This is a genomic window from Lentilactobacillus sp. SPB1-3, from assembly GCF_026913205.2.
In the GTDB taxonomy this organism is placed as follows: domain Bacteria; phylum Bacillota; class Bacilli; order Lactobacillales; family Lactobacillaceae; genus Lentilactobacillus; species Lentilactobacillus terminaliae.
In genome coordinates, this window is sequence record NZ_CP168151.1 from 1,415,569 (window position 1) to 1,436,102 (window position 20,534).

The 20,534-nt window shown below is 37.7% G+C and carries 45 protein-coding genes; 11 read left to right on the forward strand and 34 right to left on the reverse strand.

All coding sequences use genetic code 11. From position 1 onward, the window contains the following. Positions 1-75 precede the first annotated feature (75 nt). Genes O0236_RS07310 through O0236_RS07330 form a run of 5 tightly spaced genes read right to left on the reverse strand, consistent with a single transcriptional unit; the run spans position 76 to position 3,445 of the window. Positions 76-360, reverse strand: coding sequence for a hypothetical protein (locus O0236_RS07310; protein WP_268914011.1), 285 nt, complete (start codon positions 358-360; stop codon positions 76-78). Further along, entirely contained in the window at positions 251-883 is a 633-nt protein-coding gene (locus O0236_RS07315; protein ID WP_268914009.1) for an HNH endonuclease signature motif containing protein, read from the reverse strand. The genes O0236_RS07310 and O0236_RS07315 overlap by 110 nt, the downstream gene beginning before the upstream one ends. Positions 884-918: 35 nt before the next feature. Next, positions 919-2,445, reverse strand: coding sequence for a PBSX family phage terminase large subunit (locus tag O0236_RS07320; RefSeq protein WP_268914007.1), 1,527 nt, complete (start codon positions 2,443-2,445; stop codon positions 919-921). Further along, positions 2,442-3,224, reverse strand: a complete 783-nt coding sequence (locus O0236_RS07325; RefSeq protein ID WP_268914006.1) for a terminase small subunit — start codon at positions 3,222-3,224, stop codon at positions 2,442-2,444. Before O0236_RS07325 ends, O0236_RS07320 begins: the two co-directional genes overlap by 4 nt. A 26-nt stretch (positions 3,225-3,250) precedes the next feature. Next, positions 3,251-3,445, reverse strand: coding sequence for a hypothetical protein (locus O0236_RS07330; RefSeq protein WP_268914005.1), 195 nt, complete (start codon positions 3,443-3,445; stop codon positions 3,251-3,253). 311 nt (positions 3,446-3,756) lie between these two features. On the opposite strand from O0236_RS07330, the gene O0236_RS07335 reads away from it, so the two are divergent. Continuing rightward, entirely contained in the window at positions 3,757-4,305 is a 549-nt protein-coding gene (locus O0236_RS07335; protein ID WP_268914004.1) for a DUF4145 domain-containing protein, read from the forward strand. Between the two features lie 10 nt (positions 4,306-4,315). Here O0236_RS07335 and O0236_RS07340 read toward each other — a convergent pair whose 3' ends face one another. The 3 genes from O0236_RS07340 to O0236_RS07350 all read right to left on the reverse strand — a co-directional run bounded on the left by O0236_RS07340 (position 4,316) and on the right by O0236_RS07350 (position 6,144). After that, a complete protein-coding gene (locus O0236_RS07340; protein ID WP_268914003.1) occupies positions 4,316-4,450 on the reverse strand; it encodes a hypothetical protein in 135 nt (44 codons plus the stop codon). 287 nt (positions 4,451-4,737) lie between these two features. Beyond that, positions 4,738-4,992 carry a hypothetical protein gene (locus O0236_RS07345; RefSeq protein ID WP_268914000.1) on the reverse strand — a complete coding sequence of 85 codons (255 nt, stop codon included), beginning with the start codon at positions 4,990-4,992 and terminating at the stop codon, positions 4,738-4,740. Between the two features lie 651 nt (positions 4,993-5,643). Further along, entirely contained in the window at positions 5,644-6,144 is a 501-nt protein-coding gene (locus tag O0236_RS07350) for a hypothetical protein (protein WP_268913998.1), read from the reverse strand. 158 nt (positions 6,145-6,302) lie between these two features. Between O0236_RS07350 and relB the strand changes: the two genes are divergently transcribed. Both relB and O0236_RS07360 read left to right on the forward strand, forming a co-directional pair. After that, positions 6,303-6,533, forward strand: coding sequence for a type II toxin-antitoxin system RelB family antitoxin (relB, locus tag O0236_RS07355; RefSeq protein WP_329608930.1), 231 nt, complete (start codon positions 6,303-6,305; stop codon positions 6,531-6,533). Further along, on the forward strand, positions 6,530-6,796 hold the full coding sequence (locus O0236_RS07360; protein ID WP_268913996.1) for a type II toxin-antitoxin system RelE family toxin: 267 nt from the start codon (positions 6,530-6,532) through the stop codon (positions 6,794-6,796). Before relB ends, O0236_RS07360 begins: the two co-directional genes overlap by 4 nt. 244 nt (positions 6,797-7,040) lie before the next feature. Here the strand turns inward: O0236_RS07360 and O0236_RS07365 are convergent, their stop codons facing one another. The 4 genes from O0236_RS07365 to O0236_RS07380 all read right to left on the reverse strand — a co-directional run bounded on the left by O0236_RS07365 (position 7,041) and on the right by O0236_RS07380 (position 8,052). Then, complete coding sequence (locus O0236_RS07365) at positions 7,041-7,202, reverse strand: hypothetical protein (protein WP_372791187.1); 162 nt, start codon at positions 7,200-7,202, stop codon at positions 7,041-7,043. A gap of 2 nt (positions 7,203-7,204) precedes the next feature. Further along, positions 7,205-7,552, reverse strand: a complete 348-nt coding sequence (locus O0236_RS07370; protein WP_268913994.1) for a YopX family protein — start codon at positions 7,550-7,552, stop codon at positions 7,205-7,207. A gap of 29 nt (positions 7,553-7,581) precedes the next feature. Further along, a complete protein-coding gene (locus O0236_RS07375) occupies positions 7,582-7,743 on the reverse strand; it encodes a hypothetical protein (protein ID WP_268913992.1) in 162 nt (53 codons plus the stop codon). Between the two features lie 105 nt (positions 7,744-7,848). Continuing rightward, a complete protein-coding gene (locus O0236_RS07380) occupies positions 7,849-8,052 on the reverse strand; it encodes a helix-turn-helix domain-containing protein (RefSeq protein ID WP_372791190.1) in 204 nt (67 codons plus the stop codon). 113 nt (positions 8,053-8,165) lie between these two features. Here O0236_RS07380 and O0236_RS07385 point away from each other — a divergent pair, with 113 nt between their 5' ends. Beyond that, the gene (locus O0236_RS07385) at positions 8,166-8,336 is read left to right on the forward strand and encodes a hypothetical protein (protein ID WP_268913990.1); all 171 of its coding nucleotides are present in this window, start codon (positions 8,166-8,168) and stop codon (positions 8,334-8,336) included. A gap of 456 nt (positions 8,337-8,792) precedes the next feature. On the opposite strand, the gene O0236_RS07390 is transcribed toward O0236_RS07385, so the two are convergent. The 19 genes from O0236_RS07390 to O0236_RS07480 form a co-directional block, all read right to left on the reverse strand. Then, positions 8,793-9,242: a hypothetical protein gene (locus O0236_RS07390; RefSeq protein WP_268913988.1), complete on the reverse strand. Its 450-nt coding sequence runs from the start codon at positions 9,240-9,242 to the stop codon at positions 8,793-8,795. Then, complete coding sequence (locus O0236_RS07395) at positions 9,232-9,399, reverse strand: hypothetical protein (protein WP_268913987.1); 168 nt, start codon at positions 9,397-9,399, stop codon at positions 9,232-9,234. Before O0236_RS07395 ends, O0236_RS07390 begins: the two co-directional genes overlap by 11 nt. 11 nt (positions 9,400-9,410) lie before the next feature. Next, positions 9,411-9,554 carry a hypothetical protein gene (locus O0236_RS07400; protein WP_268913985.1) on the reverse strand — a complete coding sequence of 48 codons (144 nt, stop codon included), beginning with the start codon at positions 9,552-9,554 and terminating at the stop codon, positions 9,411-9,413. Between the two features lie 23 nt (positions 9,555-9,577). Next, a complete protein-coding gene (locus tag O0236_RS07405) occupies positions 9,578-9,820 on the reverse strand; it encodes a hypothetical protein (RefSeq protein ID WP_268913983.1) in 243 nt (80 codons plus the stop codon). Between the two features lie 18 nt (positions 9,821-9,838). Continuing rightward, positions 9,839-10,177, reverse strand: coding sequence for a hypothetical protein (locus tag O0236_RS07410; protein WP_268913981.1), 339 nt, complete (start codon positions 10,175-10,177; stop codon positions 9,839-9,841). A gap of 12 nt (positions 10,178-10,189) precedes the next feature. Beyond that, a complete protein-coding gene (locus tag O0236_RS07415; RefSeq protein WP_268913979.1) occupies positions 10,190-10,609 on the reverse strand; it encodes a RusA family crossover junction endodeoxyribonuclease in 420 nt (139 codons plus the stop codon). Between the two features lie 256 nt (positions 10,610-10,865). Next, positions 10,866-11,720 carry an ATP-binding protein gene (locus O0236_RS07420; RefSeq protein WP_268913977.1) on the reverse strand — a complete coding sequence of 285 codons (855 nt, stop codon included), beginning with the start codon at positions 11,718-11,720 and terminating at the stop codon, positions 10,866-10,868. 15 nt (positions 11,721-11,735) lie between these two features. Then, the gene (locus tag O0236_RS07425) at positions 11,736-12,551 is read right to left on the reverse strand and encodes a Lin1244/Lin1753 domain-containing protein (protein ID WP_268913976.1); all 816 of its coding nucleotides are present in this window, start codon (positions 12,549-12,551) and stop codon (positions 11,736-11,738) included. Between the two features lie 12 nt (positions 12,552-12,563). Next, positions 12,564-12,989, reverse strand: coding sequence for a single-stranded DNA-binding protein (locus O0236_RS07430; protein ID WP_268913975.1), 426 nt, complete (start codon positions 12,987-12,989; stop codon positions 12,564-12,566). Between the two features lie 2 nt (positions 12,990-12,991). Continuing rightward, entirely contained in the window at positions 12,992-13,672 is a 681-nt protein-coding gene (locus tag O0236_RS07435) for an ERF family protein (RefSeq protein WP_268913974.1), read from the reverse strand. 12 nt (positions 13,673-13,684) lie between these two features. After that, positions 13,685-14,137: a hypothetical protein gene (locus O0236_RS07440; protein WP_268913972.1), complete on the reverse strand. Its 453-nt coding sequence runs from the start codon at positions 14,135-14,137 to the stop codon at positions 13,685-13,687. Continuing rightward, positions 14,125-14,430 (reverse strand): hypothetical protein, encoded by a 306-nt coding sequence (locus O0236_RS07445; protein WP_268913971.1) that lies wholly within the window; start codon positions 14,428-14,430, stop codon positions 14,125-14,127. Before O0236_RS07445 ends, O0236_RS07440 begins: the two co-directional genes overlap by 13 nt. 128 nt (positions 14,431-14,558) lie before the next feature. Next, positions 14,559-14,729 (reverse strand): hypothetical protein, encoded by a 171-nt coding sequence (locus O0236_RS07450; RefSeq protein ID WP_268913970.1) that lies wholly within the window; start codon positions 14,727-14,729, stop codon positions 14,559-14,561. Continuing rightward, positions 14,698-14,874 carry a hypothetical protein gene (locus O0236_RS07455; RefSeq protein ID WP_268913969.1) on the reverse strand — a complete coding sequence of 59 codons (177 nt, stop codon included), beginning with the start codon at positions 14,872-14,874 and terminating at the stop codon, positions 14,698-14,700. Before O0236_RS07455 ends, O0236_RS07450 begins: the two co-directional genes overlap by 32 nt. Then, on the reverse strand, positions 14,871-15,212 hold the full coding sequence (locus tag O0236_RS07460) for a hypothetical protein (protein ID WP_268913968.1): 342 nt from the start codon (positions 15,210-15,212) through the stop codon (positions 14,871-14,873). The genes O0236_RS07455 and O0236_RS07460 overlap by 4 nt, the downstream gene beginning before the upstream one ends. A 3-nt stretch (positions 15,213-15,215) precedes the next feature. Then, positions 15,216-15,770, reverse strand: a complete 555-nt coding sequence (locus O0236_RS07465) for a hypothetical protein (protein ID WP_268913967.1) — start codon at positions 15,768-15,770, stop codon at positions 15,216-15,218. Between the two features lie 20 nt (positions 15,771-15,790). Beyond that, positions 15,791-15,943, reverse strand: a complete 153-nt coding sequence (locus O0236_RS07470; RefSeq protein WP_268913966.1) for a hypothetical protein — start codon at positions 15,941-15,943, stop codon at positions 15,791-15,793. Positions 15,944-15,971: 28 nt separating this feature from the next. Continuing rightward, positions 15,972-16,286: a hypothetical protein gene (locus O0236_RS07475; RefSeq protein WP_268913965.1), complete on the reverse strand. Its 315-nt coding sequence runs from the start codon at positions 16,284-16,286 to the stop codon at positions 15,972-15,974. After that, complete coding sequence (locus O0236_RS07480; RefSeq protein WP_268913964.1) at positions 16,286-16,495, reverse strand: helix-turn-helix domain-containing protein; 210 nt, start codon at positions 16,493-16,495, stop codon at positions 16,286-16,288. Before O0236_RS07480 ends, O0236_RS07475 begins: the two co-directional genes overlap by 1 nt. A 139-nt stretch (positions 16,496-16,634) precedes the next feature. Here O0236_RS07480 and O0236_RS07485 point away from each other — a divergent pair, with 139 nt between their 5' ends. Next, a complete protein-coding gene (locus O0236_RS07485; RefSeq protein ID WP_268913963.1) occupies positions 16,635-16,865 on the forward strand; it encodes a helix-turn-helix domain-containing protein in 231 nt (76 codons plus the stop codon). Here the strand turns inward: O0236_RS07485 and O0236_RS07490 are convergent, their stop codons facing one another. Beyond that, on the reverse strand, positions 16,866-17,039 hold the full coding sequence (locus tag O0236_RS07490) for a helix-turn-helix domain-containing protein (RefSeq protein ID WP_268913962.1): 174 nt from the start codon (positions 17,037-17,039) through the stop codon (positions 16,866-16,868). Positions 17,040-17,130: 91 nt separating this feature from the next. On the opposite strand from O0236_RS07490, the gene O0236_RS07495 reads away from it, so the two are divergent. From O0236_RS07495 to O0236_RS07505, 3 genes are all read left to right on the forward strand, one after another. Beyond that, positions 17,131-17,385, forward strand: coding sequence for a helix-turn-helix domain-containing protein (locus O0236_RS07495; protein WP_372791200.1), 255 nt, complete (start codon positions 17,131-17,133; stop codon positions 17,383-17,385). Beyond that, a complete protein-coding gene (locus tag O0236_RS07500) occupies positions 17,385-17,873 on the forward strand; it encodes a hypothetical protein (protein ID WP_372791138.1) in 489 nt (162 codons plus the stop codon). The genes O0236_RS07495 and O0236_RS07500 overlap by 1 nt, the downstream gene beginning before the upstream one ends. Positions 17,874-18,020: 147 nt before the next feature. Then, positions 18,021-18,296, forward strand: coding sequence for a hypothetical protein (locus tag O0236_RS07505; RefSeq protein WP_268914182.1), 276 nt, complete (start codon positions 18,021-18,023; stop codon positions 18,294-18,296). Here the strand turns inward: O0236_RS07505 and O0236_RS07510 are convergent. After that, positions 18,253-18,441: a hypothetical protein gene (locus tag O0236_RS07510; RefSeq protein ID WP_268914181.1), complete on the reverse strand. Its 189-nt coding sequence runs from the start codon at positions 18,439-18,441 to the stop codon at positions 18,253-18,255. The genes O0236_RS07505 and O0236_RS07510 overlap by 44 nt on opposite strands. Before the next feature lie 14 nt (positions 18,442-18,455). Then, entirely contained in the window at positions 18,456-18,698 is a 243-nt protein-coding gene (locus O0236_RS07515; RefSeq protein ID WP_268914180.1) for a helix-turn-helix transcriptional regulator, read from the reverse strand. A gap of 176 nt (positions 18,699-18,874) precedes the next feature. Here O0236_RS07515 and O0236_RS07520 point away from each other — a divergent pair, with 176 nt between their 5' ends. From O0236_RS07520 to O0236_RS07530, 3 genes are read left to right on the forward strand one after another with little or no spacing between them, the layout of a single operon-like run. After that, positions 18,875-19,219: a helix-turn-helix domain-containing protein gene (locus O0236_RS07520; protein WP_268914179.1), complete on the forward strand. Its 345-nt coding sequence runs from the start codon at positions 18,875-18,877 to the stop codon at positions 19,217-19,219. 5 nt (positions 19,220-19,224) lie between these two features. Continuing rightward, positions 19,225-19,620 carry an ImmA/IrrE family metallo-endopeptidase gene (locus O0236_RS07525; RefSeq protein ID WP_268914178.1) on the forward strand — a complete coding sequence of 132 codons (396 nt, stop codon included), beginning with the start codon at positions 19,225-19,227 and terminating at the stop codon, positions 19,618-19,620. A gap of 55 nt (positions 19,621-19,675) precedes the next feature. Further along, entirely contained in the window at positions 19,676-20,437 is a 762-nt protein-coding gene (locus tag O0236_RS07530) for a hypothetical protein (RefSeq protein WP_268914177.1), read from the forward strand. Positions 20,438-20,534: the final 97 nt, after the last annotated feature.

Sequence of the window (20,534 nt, forward strand, 5' to 3'; positions counted from 1 at the left end):
CTCCTAATCTACTAATGTAATTATCTCCTAAACCACTAAAACACTAATCTACTAGTGCACTGGTGTATTAAGAGATTAATAATTGCTAAACATTTGAATACCTGAGTCATCGTCTTGTTCAGGTGGTAAGACAGTCATGCAGAAATATCGCATGGCATCAGCACAATTGTGTACAATAAAACCACCATTAACTGAAAAGTTATGGTGGTTTTCTACTTCCATGTTGTATACATCTTCATGGCCTATATATTTAATGCTTTTTACTTTTACCCCAACGGGTTCTGTATTGTAACTCGATTGAGCAATCGTGGCTGCATGTCTTTTTGGTGGAATACTTATTGGCTTTAAACTCTTTTCCACAAATTACGCACTTCCTATCTACATCATCTAAGTGTTGATCTCTTCTCCATTGAGACTTGCACTTGTTTGAACAGAACTTATTATTTCCATGATCAATAGTAGAGTATTCTTTACCACATTGTTGACATATACGGATTGAATCTTTGTAAAGCGCATCTTTCATCTGTTCATAATGCTTTTTATGCCACTCACGCCCTTTTTCAGAAGCGTGCCAAACTTTAGCTTGTTCAATCCCTTCATGTTGAAATCGTTCAAACCACTCCGGATTGCTTTTGACATGCTCTTCTGAATGAAAATGTTCATGTTGGAATGGTGTAAGTAGCGCAAGATTATCAATATCGTTATTGTCTTTGTTCTCATCAATGTGATGAATGTGCATACCTTTTGGTATTGGGCCTCTTTCATTTTCCCAAACGTAACGATGTAATCTAATACGCTTTCCATTTACATTTTTGGAGCTTAGATAATAACCAGTCTTACTATCTTTATTAAATTTTATACCGTTATATATAATAGTTTTCATACCCTAATTATATCATACGCAAGTATCTTACTGCATTACCCAATGTAAATAACTTCATCCTTAGAAGTTAACTCTCCCAACGGTTTCCAACCTGCTTTGGTTAAAACAGGATGATCAATGGTCGCCTTGATTGTTGACCCATCTTCTAATTCAAGTTCATATATTTCGGCATCAGTTCTGGTTTTTCTGACTTGATCAAAATGTCCTGTGGTTGGCTGACTTTCATAGTCAACACAATAAACTTCTCCAGACTTTCCGACTAAATCTTTAATCATCTTTTGACCATCAACAGTATCAACTAAAGTATCTCCAGTTAAACAATGATCATGGTCTTTGACGACTCTATCTTCGCCACGTTGTGATGCTTTGTCATCCCATACATAACTGCCAAGTTCTTTAAAAAGGTTTGATAGAAATGGTGTGAATTTAATCTCACCCGAATTCATTAAGTTTTGAGTTAATCGAATGCCATTGATAACATCGTTGTTACCAGGCAACACATTGAAGCCATGCTCTTGAAGCACAACCGCAAAGTGAACGGCTGACGGGTCTAAGATAACGGTTGGCTTTAGATTACCTAAGAATGCAACTAAATCATTGGCATACTCTTCATCTGATTTCTGGCGTCCTGAACTATCGTGTCGGCCATCGTAGTAATATTCCTTAAGACAGTACCAAACGCCACTAGAAAAACCCCACAGCAAGAATACTGTCGGGTTCATGGCACCGTAATCACACGATACAAAGTATTTAGTTATATGGCTCAACGCTGGCGCATCAACGACCATTGTTTCTCGATCAAAGTTATCGTAAACAACTCCGTCAGATAACACCCATTGGCCTAATATGTAACGCTGATAGAACACGCCACTATACTGCGTCTCGTAACGTCTCTTAACTGAATCAGACAATGATGGGTTATCAGTCATCATGAAATGAATATGCATAGCACGATGCTCTGATAGCTTATCCAGCCATTCAGTTTTGAACCAATGATAAGGACTAGCAGGGTTACAGTTAAACCAGAACTTACTACCATCAACAGATGCACGAGCCGTTGCTTGGTTAACAAATGACTGCGGCATCAACGCAACTTCATCAAAAAAGAACCCAGCCACAGTGATACCTTGGACTAAGTCCTGACTAGATTCATCTTTACCACCAAACAGGTAATAATAGTTAGTATTTGAGCCGTATGAGATTTCTAATAGGTTGTCTGCCCGTTTATCCTTAACGACATAATGACGTGATTCTAGCATCCTTTTAAGCGGTTTAATGACGTTCCGTCTTAATGAACCAATCGTCTTACCAGCGATACCAAATGTTTCTTCCTGATAGTTTGTCATTGACCATAAAATGTAACTCATCGACATAATCAATGTCTTACCAGCACGAACAGAACCATCACAAATCAAAGCGTCGTAATCAGTACGATTCAACCATTCAGGATGTTCAGCAATGTTTTTATCGAAGTCGCCTTCATATGCTCGTGGGTCAATCCACCAGCTCAATACCTGCAATTGCTTAGGGCTAAATGGCGTATATTCGAATTGTACGGTCATTTATCTTTGTCCCCTTCCAATTGCTTGGCAGCTTCTTTAATTGCCTGAATAAAGCCGTCATTTGCTTCATTCTCGTTTGTAGGTTCAGGCAAGCGCTCAAGCAACTCTTTCATTGCCTTTTGCTTGTCATATGATTTAACAACTAAACCATCACGGCCAACGTGAATATCTTGAATAACGCTCCAATCAATCTCGTCACTTGGATTCAAATAAACGTCCGTTAGATGCTTAGTCATTGGTTTACCATGCACATCAACAGCTACATCGCCCTCTTGGTCAATCATTGGAACCTCAACGCTCTTATAATTGATAACTTGATCTAGAGATGTGAAAGCTTGCTTAACATATTCTTTTAGAATGTCATTGGCATCTAAAAACAAATCCTGTTGTTGCTGTTTTTTAAGAGATTCAATTTCTTCTCGGACCTTAACATTCCTTAACATCTTGCTACCTAGAGCTTCGGCTGCTTTTCGTTTAACGTCATAAGCTTTTTGATATGCCCACGTAGCGTTAAACCTTTGTAGATAGTACAAACAGAACAACTTTTGTTTGTCGTTTAAGTCTGAATCATGTAATTGTGCAACAGCATTTTGTGTTGCAACAGTGTTGCGTTGCGTTGCAACATCGTTGCTTTTTAATTCATTGGAAGTGCCTCGTTGCCACTTATCACGGTTTTTACGTGAACGCAACGTGCCTGGCTTTATGTCATATTTCTTAGCAAGATCAGACAAGGTAATATCGGTTACCTCGTATTCAGCTCGTACCTTGTCCCAGTCCATATCACATAACTCACCTCCCTAATCAATTATTGTTTATGCCATACAGGCACTTCATCATGTTTCGCACCGTTATCGAAATGAACATCTGGTTCAGCTTGTTCAATTGGTTCATTAATCAGCGGTTGTAAATCAAACCACTCATTAACGTTCTTCTTAAAATCTTTGCCTTTATCGCTTAATAGTTCGTCCGGCATGTTTTGGATAAACTCTTGAAATTCCATATATTTCTCCCTAGTTTTTATACTTATTCAATTGTTATAATGTATCTATATTTTGCCAAGAAAAGAGATAAACAATGATTATTAGTGATGATAATTTTAAAGACATATTAAACACACGTTCATCCTATTGGCCAAAGAAAGCAGATTTTGAAGAAAGCCAATTCACTTGTCCAATATGTAAAGCAAATCATGCGGCCAACACTATTAAACTACTACCAGAAATTCAAGAATCAGACAAATCAAGTGAGCTAATTAGAAAAGACCTACTATTCGCTGTAGAATGTCACTCTTGCCATAAGGAATCTATAGTGATGCTTACTTATTCAACTGATTTATCTATAGACGATTTATTATCACTAGACGATGTTTCGTCTATAGACAATTATTCCATCAAAGAACAAGTGATTTTCCCTAAAGTTTATAATTCGACTATTCCTTCACCTAGCAATGACATGCCTGAAGATGCTAAAGATACTTATAACGAAGCAGTGTCAATAATTGACCTATCGCCTAGAGCGTCTGCAGCTCTTGCTAGGTTAGCTACTCAACAATTAATAGATAACATCGTTCCTGGAAACGGCAACTTAAACGATAAAATTGGTAAATTAGTACAAAATGGTTTACCAGAAGAGGTTCAAAGAATGCTCGATTCATTAAGGGTCATCGGTAATAATTCTGTTCATCCTGGACAAATTGATTTCACTGATAAAGAAGATGCCTTAAACATAGCTAAAAGCTTACTAATTATGTTGAACACAATAACTAGCAGACTAATAACCGAGCAAAAAGAATTAGATAAAATCTACGATATGATTCCTGATGGAGCCAAGAAATCCATTGTACACAGAGATAACAAGTAAATAATCGTAATTAACTATCTTGATTGGCCGATGGCAAATGCTTACGGCTTTTTTCTTTACGCTTTTTTTCTAATTCTTTATCTATCTTCTCTAACAGTCTTAATTCGGCACGGCAACTGACTAATCCATAATCAGATTTAAACATCAATCCCACCAGCCTTCATGGCGACCTAGCCACCGAATAGCTGGTTCACTCAAAATAATAATTATTACTGCAATTACGGTCTGCATAGGCCACCTCCTTTAAATATGTCGTTTAAATTACTTAGAATTTTTTATTCTGGCGTTCATAGTGCTTTTGATCAGTTTGCTAAAAGCCCGTTGTCTTAGTTTCATTTCATATTCAGCGGTTGGACGAAAATGAGACTTCTGCAAATAATGATTCAAATCTTCAATTATAAGTAAAGTTTGCGACATGCTATTACTCCTTTGCTAGATATCCATTGGATCGTCGTATAGACTTTCGTAATGGTAACTTTCCATAAGCGGGTCTTCTTGTCGATTTAACTTTTTAGGGTTAAGAGGGATTTTCTTAATACTTAAATCCATTTCAGATTCATCAACGAATGCTTGAGCTAATTTCAAGTCCGTAAATGAACCATAAACAGTAACCCAGTCAGTCCACTGTTCTTCCCATCCATCAGCATCTGAACCGTTGATATAAACTAAATAAATATGATCATCCATTGATAATCCCTCCTTATATGAAATGGCAGGGAATTGCACCCTACATAATCCTCTTGGCATTCCACCTAGCAGTGTCTATTGATGGTTTCCGAGATAGACTTCTAGCCGACAGCGTTACATGTCAGTCCTCTTTCGTTGCCACCTTTTCGCGCAACTGCTAATCACGTAATGGCAACACCCAATTTTGGACACAAAAAAAGACCTACGCTGAAACTGTGCGTAAGTCTTATTAAGATGCCCGCTAAAACGTTAATTAATGTAAATTCAACAAATGAGAGGCGTTTCACATCCTCTATATTGTATTTTTTGTTGGGCAAAGGCTAAGTACGGAGTTGCACCATCATCATCTGCTCTTAGCCGGACCAGTTAGCTGTAATAAAATCAATCTGACTGTATTTGATTGGGGAATCAATCGTTAAGGTAAAGAACATAGTTTCGTGAGAGATAAATCATGAATTATATTGGATTGGTACGAAGGAGTTGCTAACTGGTAATGTTGTCAGTCGGAATCGAACCAACCCAAGGCTCCAAGCGACAACGAACGCTACATCGAATTACAGTACTCCTATAAATCATCCACAATAACATAATAAGACGTTTTTTAATGCTGTAACTCCGATATAAAACGGATTTAGCCGAAATCAGCCGGATTTACTCCGAACTTTTTTGGACAAGTAATTTCCCGCCATTGTAGATGTTAGCAAAGACTAATAATGCTTCGTTTTTATGGTCATGGAACGTTGACTCTGGTAAGAATCCATTGCTAGCGTATTCAGGAAATTTTTCAGCCAACTTATCGCAACACTTTGGTACTGACCACTCTTTTAAGTAACGATATGTAAGAATGTGGGCGTAATAATTTTGTCGATCTGTGATATTCATGGACTCAATCGTTTTTTCAATCATTACTAACTTATAGTGTAATTGGATACTGTCCTTAAGCTCTTTGACCATCTTACTTTCTTCGTGGTTAGCATTATCCTGGCTGGATGGCATACCATCATACTGCTGTGCAGAAATCGACGTAAAGCTTTCCTTAGCTGTAATTCCCATTTGGTCCATTAACTTATCCATGGGATACCTTTTTAATAAAGCCCGTGCCTGTTTAATAGTTTCTTTGTGATCGATATTACTAAAAATACTGTTAATCATTGATATAGCGCCTCTTTCCCCTTCTAATCAATTTTCGTGAATGATATAATTAGATAGACATCTTGTATAAGAAACGCTAAAGCTACCTGTCGGGGTAGCTTTTTTATTGACATACACTCGCTTAGTATTACAATGTATTACGTAAGGAGATGATCATTTTGGCAATGATTACAGTTCGTGTTTCAGAATCTGAAAAAGAATGGTTACAATACATGGCTGACTTTTACGGTGTAACTTTATCCGACCTAATGAAGAACTATTCTATGGAACAACTCGAGGATGAGTACGATAAGCAAACAGCTGAAATAGCACATAAACGATTCATTGAAGATGGTAAGCAAACCGTGTCTATGAAGGATATCCTTGATGAATTTGGTGATTTAGATTGAGTTATTCACTAGAATTTACCAGGGAAGCTCAACGATCATTACGTAAAATGGATAAACACCAAGCAACGTTAATAACTCGCTGGTTGTATCAGCATGTAGATGGTATTGATGATCCGCGATCTATTGGCAAAGGATTAACTGCCAATCGTTCGGGTCAATGGCGATATCGAGTCGGTAACTATCGAATCATCTGTGAAATTGAAGATGACGAATTAATTGTCACAGCTATAAATATTGGCCACCGCAGAAACATCTATGATTAAGTCCACAGTAATGTGGGCTTTTTTTACTGAAGAATATTTAACCCTAATTTAGGTTTTTCCTTCCTGTAAATATCGAGTTCATACGTATTCACGTACAATGTACCTAACCTTTCTAAATCCCAATGTTGAAAACGAATCCATAACGAGATCACAATCACCACATTGTGGACAAATTTCTTCAATGCTCTCAATTTGTTCTTCTGTTCCATCTGATTCAACAAAATAATCGTCATACAAATGGCCCTCAACGTATAGATATATCAACAACATATAGTCCCCCAAACAAAGTTCCTATTGCTATGCCAGTTGCATCAAGCCAATCTCCATGACTTATATCGACTAACATTTGATAAATGTATACTATCAACACAAGAATGACTAAAATAATTATTATAATTTTATCCATTCCTATTCCTCTAGCAATTCTGGGTTTTCGTGAATGTTGCCAATAACTTTCATTGATCCCTCTAGGTTACACAGGGGAACGAACAAGGGGTCATCCTTTGTCTCAAGCCCAAAACAGCCTTCCCTAAATACCACCGTATTAAGAGATCCTCGAAAAACTTCCACAATATCGCCTGCATAGACATCCACGAGATTTACGTCTTTCACCCCGGTGTATTGCTCAACAATGTAATCATCTGGAGACATTTCTGAAAAAGCTAAAATTTTGCTAGCCTTACCGTGTACCATCTCTTGCATGGGGCCACCAGAACCAAATGGCATATACCACGCCCTGAATTTAATTTCTCTCATCGTTTTTCTCCTCAGATTTTTCGTATTGTTTAATGAACTCCTCGATCATTTTCGATATCCTCCTTCTCGGCAACTTCCAAAATGATGACTTCTCGTTTACCCTCGATAAATGACGGGTCTTCTATGAGGAGATATTCTTTATTTCCGATAGCAATAATATTGTTCTTACGATACTTAGCTAAACTAGTCATCATCTTCCTCCTAACTGGAATCTCTTTCTCGACTCGCGTGTGCTTTTTTCAACTTCACTCCTATAACCACATTTATCTACAAAGAATTAGTGGCAGTATTTGTTATTAGTAAATTAGGTCGTCTAAAGAAACATGCAACTTTTTAGCGATTTTTGCTATTAAAAATACACTGGGGTTTTTACTACTTCCATTTTTTATGTTAAATAAACTCACTGTTGGAACCCCGATGCTTTTAGCTAACGCATAAACTGATATATTTTGTTCATTCAGAAGTTCCGATATTTTCTTCCACAATTGAATATTATTCATACTTATTTTCCTTTCTTGATACTATATATAGACACGATAAAAATTTTGGCATACTATATATAGATGCAATAGACGTTTAAGCCCTTTGCATTAATATTAAAGAAGGTGAATATATGGCAAAAAATGGTGTACCTGGTAAAGGACGTGTTGGTGCGGTTAAAAGTCGTTCTCAATCTTTCAATCCTAAAACTGGGTTATGGACCAAAAGCAACTCTAAAACGGGCCGCTTTATGGATACGAAAACATCCGGCGGTAAGTTCAAGGGAGTTTCGCACAAAAAATAGTATTTAAATACTAAACAAGAAATTAACTACCATTTAATTTCTTGTTATACATATTTGATTCCATCCTCAACTTAACAATGTGGTAAAACTGCGACTTCAACTCGTGGATTATCCTTGTCCACTGAGAATTCATCGTAGTAGTTACCAATCTCACTCCAACCGTCATTCTTGATCAGGCCAGCTTGCATCATGCCATCTTGGATAAACTTAATTGTAGGTTCAAATTCAATCCATTCATATTCATCCAGATAGATACTGGCTACATATTTTCCGTCCTGTAGCTTAAAACCTTTGGCGGTGTGAATTGCCGTGTCATAGTTCTCCTCAATCCATGCCGTAGTGTTGGATTTGAGAGGTGGATTATCATCACCCCAGACAACTCGTCCCAGCTACTCAGCATATTCTTTTGGCACTTTTACTTTTTCAGTCATTAGTTTTCTCCTTTGCTTCTAACTCTTATCCTAAATCCTGCGCTAATTCCCAAAAACCCTTAGCGTGCAAATTTTGGTGCCGATATTCTTCCATCTTTTGCTGATAACCGTAGACACCCAGGCTATCAATCCTACCAGCACGTAACTTTATGATTGAAACGCAAAGTTGATTCAGCTCATCTGGCTTCAATGAATAAAACTCCCTTGACCAACCCCAATCAGTCTTAACGTATTTTGGACCACGATACCTATCAATGGCGTTGAAACGATATGTTAAATGTTGTTTTCCAGCATGGTCACTAATCCGAACTGAATAGCACAATCCATAATCTAGTTTTAAGTAAATGCTGTTGGTCGAAAACGCATCGTACCGCATCACTTTGATACCTTGAGCTTGCAAGAAATTAATCATGATCTTGGCAACTTTGCGAATCCGTCTGGATTTCCTGGGATTATTCTTAACTTTATGTTTCATCTTGAACATCCCTTGCTTCCAACTCAATAATCGTCCGCTCTTTCTTGTCTTCCATGATGATTGGATCCTCAATCAATACATAATCCTGACCATCAACAGTAACGGTGTCTCCCTTACGCTTCTTAACCGTTTTCCAAGCCATTAATCCTTGATTCATTTAGATTCCCCCTATTCGTCTAAATCCATTAATCTTTGCAATACATGAACTGTTGAAGTATCAATCTCATCTGAAGCAGGCACATTAACCACGCTGCCATATTTAGCTTCAATCGGAATCAGCAGTTGATACATAACTCTTGTACTTTTCTGCATCGTAATCACTTCCTGAAAAATAATTACCACTTCTGAACTTTGATATCAGTACATACATCAGCCTTTAAGGGCACATTTGTATATATGTTTGCCATGCTTAATATCATATCGATTGTTTCTTCCGGTATCTCGTGTTCTTCACTTAACTCGTATCTTTCTTCGTCAGATATATCCACCATGCAGTACTTACGAACGTTGTTACCAGATAAAAATAAGTTATAAATTGGAATTCTGACAACATCGTCATTTTCTGGTTCAATTAACATATTCTTTCCTCCTAATCACTAATTAGCATTATCTTTATTCTGTTCTGCGTTGCTTTGATTAAATATTTCTTTTCTAATCTCGTTAGTTTCGATACCATCACTTTGTAAAATGTCTAAAACTAAGATGATTAATCTTCCAATAGCTTCCTCGTCTGTTGAATAATCGTTTCTGAAAAGTTCAGCCTGGTAACTATCGTCTTGCTCCTTAAAATCAAGGTATATTCGTTTAATGCCTGGTTTTCTTTGATTTGACTTCCAAAGTACTTTTGCATTTAAACGATTTTGTTGACGATTGCTAAAAATGGTGTAAATCAGTACAAATACACTTGATACTAATGCGAAAATGGATATCCACATATTCATTTCTCCTCAATTTTTATCTATTTCAATCTCACGAACTATTACTTCAATTCTTGGTGTGTCTGAGTAAAACTTGTAAGCGTCGATATGACAGATGATGTTGTCATCAGCCCAGATAACTCCTGTCAGCGCATCTAGTACGCTTTTAACATAATTATCCGTATCGGGTTTCCTTAGCGGTAAAGACTGCTTACGCTCACGTCTAGTACGCTCGATTTTACTGATCTGCTTTTGGTTCTCTCGGTAAGCAGCGATATAAACTTCTATCGGTTTATCTTTAAGCAATGGGCCGCGATATTGCTTCTTAGCCTCGATAGCGACCAACTGTTTGTACGCTCGACTTTTCGGTGGATCATACGCATGCCCGTTCCTGGTAAATCGAGGACGACCAGCGGGGACAGGATTTCCGTGAATTGTTAAGCTAATCATCTATGTTTACCGCCAACAATACTTTTTAAGCCGTTTAAGCGCATTAAATCATTACGATATAAGTTTTCATGTACAAACGTGAGAGGTTCTGGATATAAATCGTTAGTAAATCCTGATCCGGGTTGGTACGGGTAATCCCTGTTTAGTTGTGCCATGCACTCCGCTTTAGTTGGAGCTTGTGCATACACGGTTTGGGTTCTAATTCCTACTGCTTTCACTGGTCATGCTCCTTATGTTATTTAATTTTATTTGGGTGCTAAACCGCACCTTTGATTCGATAATCAGCAAGTTCATCAAACTTCATCACATATCCTTGGCTATGAGCCATCATCCGACTAACAATTCGTTCGCCGTATATATTGATCAGGTCATTACTAGTCAAATTAGTACTAATAACTGTCGATTTATTCATACGAGCTTGAAGCAGTTCAGTGACGATTTCTAGGTTAAATCGACTAGCTTCATCACCTGAATTAGTTCCAGTAGTTTCGGATCCTAAATCATCAATGATAACTAAGTCAGCTTGTTTAGCCTTGTCCAAAACTCGGTCATAATGCCGGGCAATGTTTTGGTCTTTGAATCCTCGTTTGATTTGTGTGATTAACTCTCGAATATCGATAAACGCAATCTTTTGCTTGTAGTGCGTTGCTTCTAAGACTTGATACACGATTGCCATCGATAAATGACTTTTACCAGTCCCAGTTGCTCCAGAAAAGATACCGTGAACAACATCTCCGCTGGCTGCTTTATCGGCAATTCGTTCAGCTAATGCTTTAGCTTGTGCTTGCTTGTCGTTAACTACTTGGTAATTACTGAATTTCTTGTTGAGCACATCAGTATCCCCAATGGCACTAGAATTGACCAAGTAGTTATAAGCATCGTTCTTAAGGGCATTAACGCTCAAGTCCTCATGATGTTGTTTAGTGCCGTTAGATTCTTTGTAACCGCAACTTGGACAAGCTGGCAAACTACGATCATCACCAGTCTGAGTGTTAACAAACACCATCATGGGTTGCTGACACATCGGACACGGGCCACAGTCGCGCATGAGTCCTTTAGCTTTATAATTAACAAATAAATCGTTAATCGCCTCAGCAATTGTTTGAGTCATTTTTTCATCTCCTACCTAGAACGGAAGATCATAAGTATCAAAGCTCGGTGTATGAGCATCTAGCGTCACTCGACCACCTTTAGCATTTGAACTACGTTGCTCATGTTTTTTGTTAGCTTCTTGAGCTTGCTTAAGAGTTTTAATGCCTTGTTCTTCCCACTGGGTAAGTACTCGCTCAATGAATTTAAAGGCGTTTCGAGGTGGCACATTGCCTTTACCTGCAAGCTGTAAAGCGTAATAAACAACGTCAGCATTACTAGCATCAATCCAGTTAGGAATCTCTTGCTGAGCAATCGAATTAGGGAATCCCCAAAGCTCTTGCCACAAATCAACAATGTTTTCCTGAGTGTGCGTGCTAGCTAGCTTGCTAGCTTTACTTTCCTTTACTTCTCTTTTCTTTTCTTTACTTTCCTTAGCATCGTTTTGCAATGCATTTGCATTGCTTTTGCTATGCAAATGCATTGCATTTGCATCAGAATCCTTTTCCCATCTAGTCTTTGCAGCTTTTCGACGCTTATCGGATAATGTTTTACTTCGTTCGTCTTTCAACGCCATTCGTTTCTTGAATCCTTCGGAGTAGAAGTACTTACCGTCATCGGTAAAGACAAATAACCCAAAATCTTCAATCACGGACTTAATAACAGAAGCATCTACACGAAGGTCAAAGGCTATCATGTTGTAATCTTTGACACTCATGTAATCTTCTTCGTCCCTAAGGCGTTCTAAGATCATAAAGTAAACTCCATAACCTTCTGCACCGTATTTCATGCGTACTCGTAATAACTCTTCTGAGTTACGAGCATTACTATCGTGGGAGAAATAACCGTTCATCTCGTCACTCCCTTAGAATGGTAAGTCGTTATCATCAACCTCGATTGAGCTGCCATTGTTGGCAAATGGGTCAGCTTTACCAGTCGATACATTACCTTGATAATTATTTGAACCTGCACCAGATTGCGTTTGAGAGGCGTTATTATCTGGTAAATCAAAGTCATTGACGAATACATTGAACTGAGTGCTACCGTTGTACTCGCTGAACTCAAGTGAACCAGATACGACTACGTGACTACCCTTGTGGTAATAGGTTTGAATCGTTGAAGCGCGATTGCCCCATACAGAACAACGGAACCAATCAGCCCCGTATTGACCATTTTCATCTGGTCTAGTTTGTCGAACGGCAACACTAAAGTTAGCGACGGTTGAACCGTTTTGTGTTGTGCGAACCTCTGGATCACTTCCAAGGTTTCCTGAAATTGTAATTTGTCTCATAATTAAGCCTCCTGTTTAACTTTGTCTTGTTGCTTGATTAGCTGTGAGCTAACGATTTCAATTAACTTATTAGCTACGTGGTTATTTAATACATCAACGCTATCAGCACCGACTAGACTTAAATATCCTTGTTTAACTTCGATAATTGGTTTACTCGTAATTTGTGCCATTGAATCAAAGAGTTCATCTAAACTAGCTTTTTGATTAGCATTGATTGGTGCAGGTGTGCTTTGTGTTCTTGGTTTTGATTGTTTAACGAACGTGGTATCTGAGTTATCAGCATCGGGGTCTTCTTCTTTATCAGTGATGTTGAACAGTTGCTTGTAGAAATACTTCTGAGCACTGGTGCAGGCCTTAGCCATTGCTTTCTCACCAGTATCTTGACCACTTCCAGGCATAGTTCCTTTTAACTGGTCAACGCCGTCAGTAATAGTGAATGTTCCCATGACATCAACGTAGTGATTAAGATTGTTCTTACCTGGCTTGTCGTATTGATTAATGACTTCATAGTCAGGAATGATTCTGATACCTACTGTTTCAATTGCTGCTTCCACAGCTGACTTGATAGCTGTTTCTGATTGAAAACGATACTTCTGAAAACTGTTGTTACCATCTTTTTTAACTGCGCCAATGTTCTTAGCAGCTTCGTTTAATTTCTCAACGATGTTTTTTGATTCATCCATGATCATTACCTCCTAATGAGCTAAGACTTTTACATTTACTTTTTCTGGTTTAAGTTCTCCAAAGACTCCAGGAATAATCTCGCCATTCTCATCAACGACTTTGCCATTGTCAGCAATCTGGAACGAACCGTCGGCCAGTAGTTCCCTGATTGGCTTGTTGTTGACCTTCTCTTGCTCTTCAATGAGTTGTGGGTGGTTCGCTTTCAACCAAGCAATTTGACGTTCCTGTTCTTCCTTACGGACAGCACTTGATACCTTATAAGCACTTTGCTTACTTGGATTAGGAATACTTCTTTTGAAGTGATAATTATCAGTATCGGCTTCAGTGGCGTGCCCCATCTCAACGACTAACTCACGATTTAACGTGTTTAAGTGTTCCTTGCGATTATCTAATGCTCGTTGTAAGTCACCAATCTCTAATTCAGCTTTGGTAATTTCACCTGCAATTTCTTCTAAACGTTCCATGATTCAACCTCCCAATATTCTGGTGCGACCGTCTCAATGCGGTCATCGTTGTAATAAGTTACTAATCGTGCTTTTGGAAACTCTTTGATCAAGTCCTGTACAGCTTCTTTGTAAGTGTGATGATCATATCCACCTAAGCGGTCATTCAGATAATCATCAATATCAACTATGCCAGCCGGTACATAATCGGGTTCTGTGAACCATAATTCGTTGGGTGCGGGTATCTCAAAGTAATCTGAGTCATATTCCAATGGATCATTGTTAACATCAGTCAGGTATTGATCGGTATACATGTTTCTTACCTCCTAACTTGTGTTGCAACCTGCTTAGATTCGGGATAGAATAAAAGCAGTTAGAGTTTTTTATTAAATTCGCAATCACTGAGTTGGACAGTTGCAGCTGTTCAGCTCTTTTTTTGTGCTCATTTGGTTCCAAAGAAGTCATCAGTTAATTCCTCCCAGATATCTTTAAATTTTGGAAAATCAAACAATTCCTTACGATGTTCAACTACTAGTGCAAGTCCACCAAAAATCATGAAGCAGACAAAGAATATAAATCCTCTATAAAGTAATTCGCTTAAAATTTCTAACATGGTTGTTCCTCTCTTCCCTATGGTTAATAAGTTCTCGATTTCTGAGTGTTAATAATCCGCCTAACATCTTGTCATCACCGTCTTGCTTTGCTCGTTCGATACGACGATTGATAACTGTCATACGTTGATTGAAATCTGTGATCATATAAGTGCACCTCTTTTTTGTGCTCGAATGATTGAACTAGGTAAGCGTCTAGAAGCATCTAATCCGTGGTGATTGATATAAGCATTCCATGCATCAGCCACTTTATCGGCTTGCCACAATCTTTTAGAACCTAAATCAACTTCAATACTGATAAATTCAGGCGTGTCGATTGCTTGCTGTCTTAGCCAGCTCTCACTCATGCCAGTCATTTTGACTAATCCTTTAACGGAAACGGTAACTGGTTCTAAATTTGATAACCGTTTATCAACGACTTCTTTTATATAATCAGTAACCAATGCATCAGTTATCCGACTCAATTCATTTGATAATTCGCTCATTTTTTAACCTCCTATTTCTTCATTAACTTTGTTAAAGATATCCATTGCATCCCTGCCGGTGTAATCACATTCAATGAAAAAGTTAGTCAGCTCAGATGACATTTCCTCAGCATATTCATTCAGGTAGTTATCAATGATTCGTTCATCCTTAGATGTTCGATATTGGTCTGACTTGATCATGCTTTGATATGCAATTTGCTGTTTCTCAATTCGCTCATGCTCTTGCTGTTGTTGGTCAACTATGCTGGCGAACAAATCCGGCTTCAATCGTTTATCATCCTTGAAAGATAACGTCCCGTAATCAGCTCTTGAAGCTGAATAAGTGAAGAATGTATCTCTTAAGAACTTCGCTATTGGCTTCATCACATCGTGATTCATTCTTCGCTGGCCTTTCGACCATCGTGAAATCGCCGCACGGTCAGCTGGTATGCTATTCGCAACATCACCTCTTTTGATACCCTTAGGTAATCTACCTAAAGCCAAATCTAATTGTTTGGCTTCTTTTCTTTCCTGCATTGCAATCACTCTTTCGTCAAAATATTCAATTTTATTTGCCACGCTACAATCACATAATTAAGTTATGCAAAGGTTAGTTCAGTTAATTCCTGTTCGATTTGTTGATTGATAATTTGAACAGCCTTGTTTAATCCTTCATCACTGAGCAAAACCAAATCATCTTTCGTATTACTCGTGTGACGGACTAAATAGTTAATCATTTCTGAACGAGTCATGTGATTACCCCCTTTCGTTCTTTGAAAACTAAACATCAAAATCGCTCTTAAATTGTTCAAAAGCTCGTTGTGCTTCAGGAAGTAAATCATCAGTTAATGAATTCATTGATTTAATTCCAATCTTTAAACGAATGGCACCGTACAGTCCGTTTTGAATTGCTGTCTTTGAAACCGCTGACGTTTCCTTAAGTCCAGTCCAGTTAGTAACATCCTGTCTAAACTGTTTAATAGCACCACTGTCACGTGATTTTCGTACATTTTGACAAATACTTTCAATTTCCAGCCGTATTGATTCATCCTTCAGTGATTCAATAATCATTTGATTAAAATCTTTTTGATCCATTACTTAGTCACCTCCTTATCTCTTAAAAGATCTTCAACAGTAGTTCCTAAGGCATTTGCAACTTGCTGTAATATCTGTGCATTAGGATGTTTCGTTCGAATCTCCAGAGTACTGATTGTGGATTGAGCTAAATCAGATCTTTGAGCTAACGTTCCTTGAGACCAGCCTTTACTCTCACGTAAGCTTTTAATATTCTTACCAAAATTCATAATTTCATCTCCTTTATATACGCATCTGCGTAACTATGATTTTAGTATAACGCACACGCGTAGATTGTCAATGCATGTGCGTAACTTTTTTGAATTTGTTTACCTTACGATTAACGCAGTAACGTTTGGAGGTGCTTCCATGACAGAAGCAGAATTAATAATTGATCGCCTTTACTATTTAATGAGAGAGCGAAATTTAACCGTTAATCGTCTAGCAACGCTCGCTAATATCACACCATCTAGCTTGAGTTCATTAATTTATCGAAAAAGTGTCCCGCGAGTCGACATGCTTCATGCACTTTGTTCTGCCCTTGGCATCACCGTACACGACTTCTTCGACTTTCCGCCATACAACGAGGTGGAGGAATGATTAAGCTAATTGTTCAAGTCGAATACCTAAAACTCTTGCAATCTTCACGTAGACGCTAAACATTGTGTCTTTACCGCTCTCAATCCGCTGATATTGCCTCAAGGAGATTCCAGCTCGCTTGGCAACTTCTGATTGGGTAAGCTTTAACTCGATACGACGAGTCCTTAAATTCAAATTATCACCTTCCTTAGAGACATATATGTCATATCAATGATTTCACTATACAAGACATATATGTCATAGTCAATACTTTTAGGAGCATTCTATGAAAAATATTTCTGAACAAATATCCGCAACCTTGCCACATGAATTATTAGACGCTCGTAAACGTGCTGGGTTATCGCAAAAGGCAGTTGCCAAATCAATCGGTAAAACTTTACGCCAATACCAACGGTATGAACGTGGCGAAATCATTCCACCAATAGATGTTGCATATATGTTGGCCGATGCCTTACAGACACCGCTGAGCACTCTCACGGGCATTGAAGACTTTCCGCCATACAACGAGGTGGAAAAGTAATGGCTGCTTGGATTGTTCCTACAGTTACCATTATTTCTACCTATGTGATTGGACGTCTCCAAGCTTCTCAAAGGCAAAGTGTAGCTGCTGCTAAAGAGAGATATGAGAAGCTGTACCTGCCATTTATGATGGTTCTTATTAACGGAAGATATTTTTGGAAAGATGAATACACGCGACTTTATTTGAAAAATAAAGAAAAGCTGTTACCTATCTTGGATAAAAACGTTTCTATGATGGGTATTAACATGATGAATTCCTACTTGGATTTTCAAAGATATAATTTTAATTTTGAATATTCCCAAAAGTACGGAAAAAATAGTAGCGAATATGTTGAAGCGGAATTTGTATATAATGCAAGTTTTGAAAAACTTGTTGATGTCCTTCTCAAAGAAGCGGAAGAATTATCAAAAAAATTAAAATATCCAAACCTGCCAGGAGAACTTTTGCATAAGTTTTCGGCACGTAAGCATGTATTAGAATCAATATGAAAGCAAAATACCAACCATATAAACCGGGATCTGCAAAAGAACTTAGCTGATTTATAATATCCTTCACTGGCTATCTCCTTTCGTTCTTTGAAACCTTAATATTCGTTCCTCCTTATGAGATAATTAATCTCGAAGGAGGTGATAACTATGACGAATACTTTTGTGATTACATTTGCTGATTTATCTGATCCAAATGACACATTAGCTGTGAAGATTAGATCAAAACTGGAACGGTTAGCCAATGGCAGTAATTGGACGCAAGTTTTCCCATTTCAAGTTGTACTTCAATCAAGTTTTTCAATTGAAGATATCATGAAGGCCCTAGAACCAGAAATTTTTAAAACTCGCATATCAATCTTTAAAGCCACTGATTGGGCTTCTAATGAAGCTCGCTCTCAGGAACTGCTTCAAAATCTTTTCTAGTATTGCTGCATCTTTGTACGTATTCTTCGTAATGATCTAAATATTCTTTCTTACTAACGGCTGGACCGTTAAAAGTAAGGCCCGGAAAAATGTATTGTTTAGTGCCGTCAGCATTGAATGATACATTTTTAATTTCTTCATTCATTTCCTCACCTCCTTTCAAGCTGGGTTGTTTCTCTTGCTACCTTTTGTATCAAAATCGAGCAAAAAAATATCAGGAAACAAATATTCAAGTGGCTTTTTAAAGAAATTAGCCATTTTGACAGCTAATTCATTGCTTAATCCTGAACCATTCTCAATTTTTCTTAAAGTAACAGTCGCAATATCTAACTTAGTAGACAACTGATCTTGTGTTAAGTGCATTTCTTTTCTTTCATTGACCAAATTACTTCTTTTTGCCAATATTATTTCACCTCGCGTTCCGATACCTTTTGTATCAATAACTATACTATACACGATACTTTTTGTATCGTCAATACCTTTTTGATACATTTTTTATCATTCGTTGTTTGCGATACTTTTTATATCTATAATGATACATATAATATCTTTTAATTATTTGAAGGAAGGTGTTCAGATTGTCTGAAAAAACAGATTTTGGATATCGATTGAAGAGTTTGAGGAACAGAACTGGTAAAACTCAAGAAAGTGTTGCTGCTGATTTGAAGATTACTAGGGCTTCTTATTCTCATTTAGAAAATGGAAGAAATGAGCCGGATAATGAAATGCTCAAGAAATTAGCAACGTATTATGAAGTCACTACTGATTATCTTTTAGGCCACAAAACAGACTTAGGAGATATTCCAGTCGCCGCTCATTTAACAACTGACTGGGACGAGTTAACTGAAGAGCAACAAAAAGATATCCAGGAATATATTGAGTTTAAAAAAGCTCAGTACAAAAAAGAGCATGAAAAGGGTTGATAATTTTGGACAGTATTGAAACAGTAATGTCTCAATACCCTGAGTTATCATTTGAATTTGAGCCTATGCCTTATGGCATGGGAGGCCTTGACCAAGGAGACAAAGTTACTATTAATTCTAATTTGTCTAAAGAAGAACAAGTTCAATGGATTTATGAAGAAATTGGTCATTCTAAGACCTCCACCGGAGATATTAGCGACTATAAATTATCATCAAATATGGTCCAAGAATATCGGGCTCGAACTTGGGGTATGACACACCACGTTCCTCTGGGCAGACTAAAAGAGCTGGCTACAGAACGCGTTGATGACGACTACGAGATAGCTGATGAACTTGGTGTCAGAGTCGATTACCTGCATGACGTTGGTACTATGTATGGATTTAAATTTAAAAGTATTTAAGTATATGTCCAAAAACTGACGACACTAAAAGCTGTACATATCTGGGGAGATAAAAATGAAAAAACGAACGATAAGTATCGCTACTGCATTGTTGATTGGTACAAATATTCTTAGTGGGTGTTCTACAAAGCAATCCAAGACGAACAAACCAACAGCTCAAATCAATACTACACAAAATAGATATGAGCCAACGGGATTCAATACTAAAATCAAAGGAACTGCAACTAAAGGTTCTGTCCTTAAATACTCAGTTAATGATGGTGCTACTAAAAAAATTACGCAAAAAAATAAGCAGCACTTCTCGTTGAGCATCCCAAATGATTCAGTTACTCAAAATGTCCGCTTTTCTGTCAGCAAATCTGGTTACAAAAGCAACACCAAGGAAGTCGTTATCGCTAAGTCACCAAGAATTGCCAGTTATAATACGTTCCAACAACGTTATAATAGTGTGATCAAAAAAGTTGGTGGTAACCAGAAAATACCAACGACTTACAATGCGGGCAATAAGGTGTTATTAAACGGCAAAGTACGGATGGTTGCGAATATCAATTCAGCTGGTGACTTGATCGGACTATCATTATCGCGAAACGGTGATTCTAAAGCTAGTTTTAACCAAACTAGTAGTGCTGCTGTAGCGTCAACGTATGCTTTAAATATTAGTTCTAAAAACACTGAGAATGCCATTATCAATACATTAAAAAATAAAGACAAAGTGGAGCCGGCAACCTTCTCACAAAAAGGTGTAAAGGTACAGGCAATCTATCTTGATCCAGTATTGTCAATTTCCTTTGTTTCGACTTCAGATAAATTGCTATAACATGTAGACATTATATTCTAGGGGGGAAGTAATCATGAAGATATCCACATTACTAGTAGCCGGGTCTTCTGTCTTTTTACTATCCGGAGCTAAACAT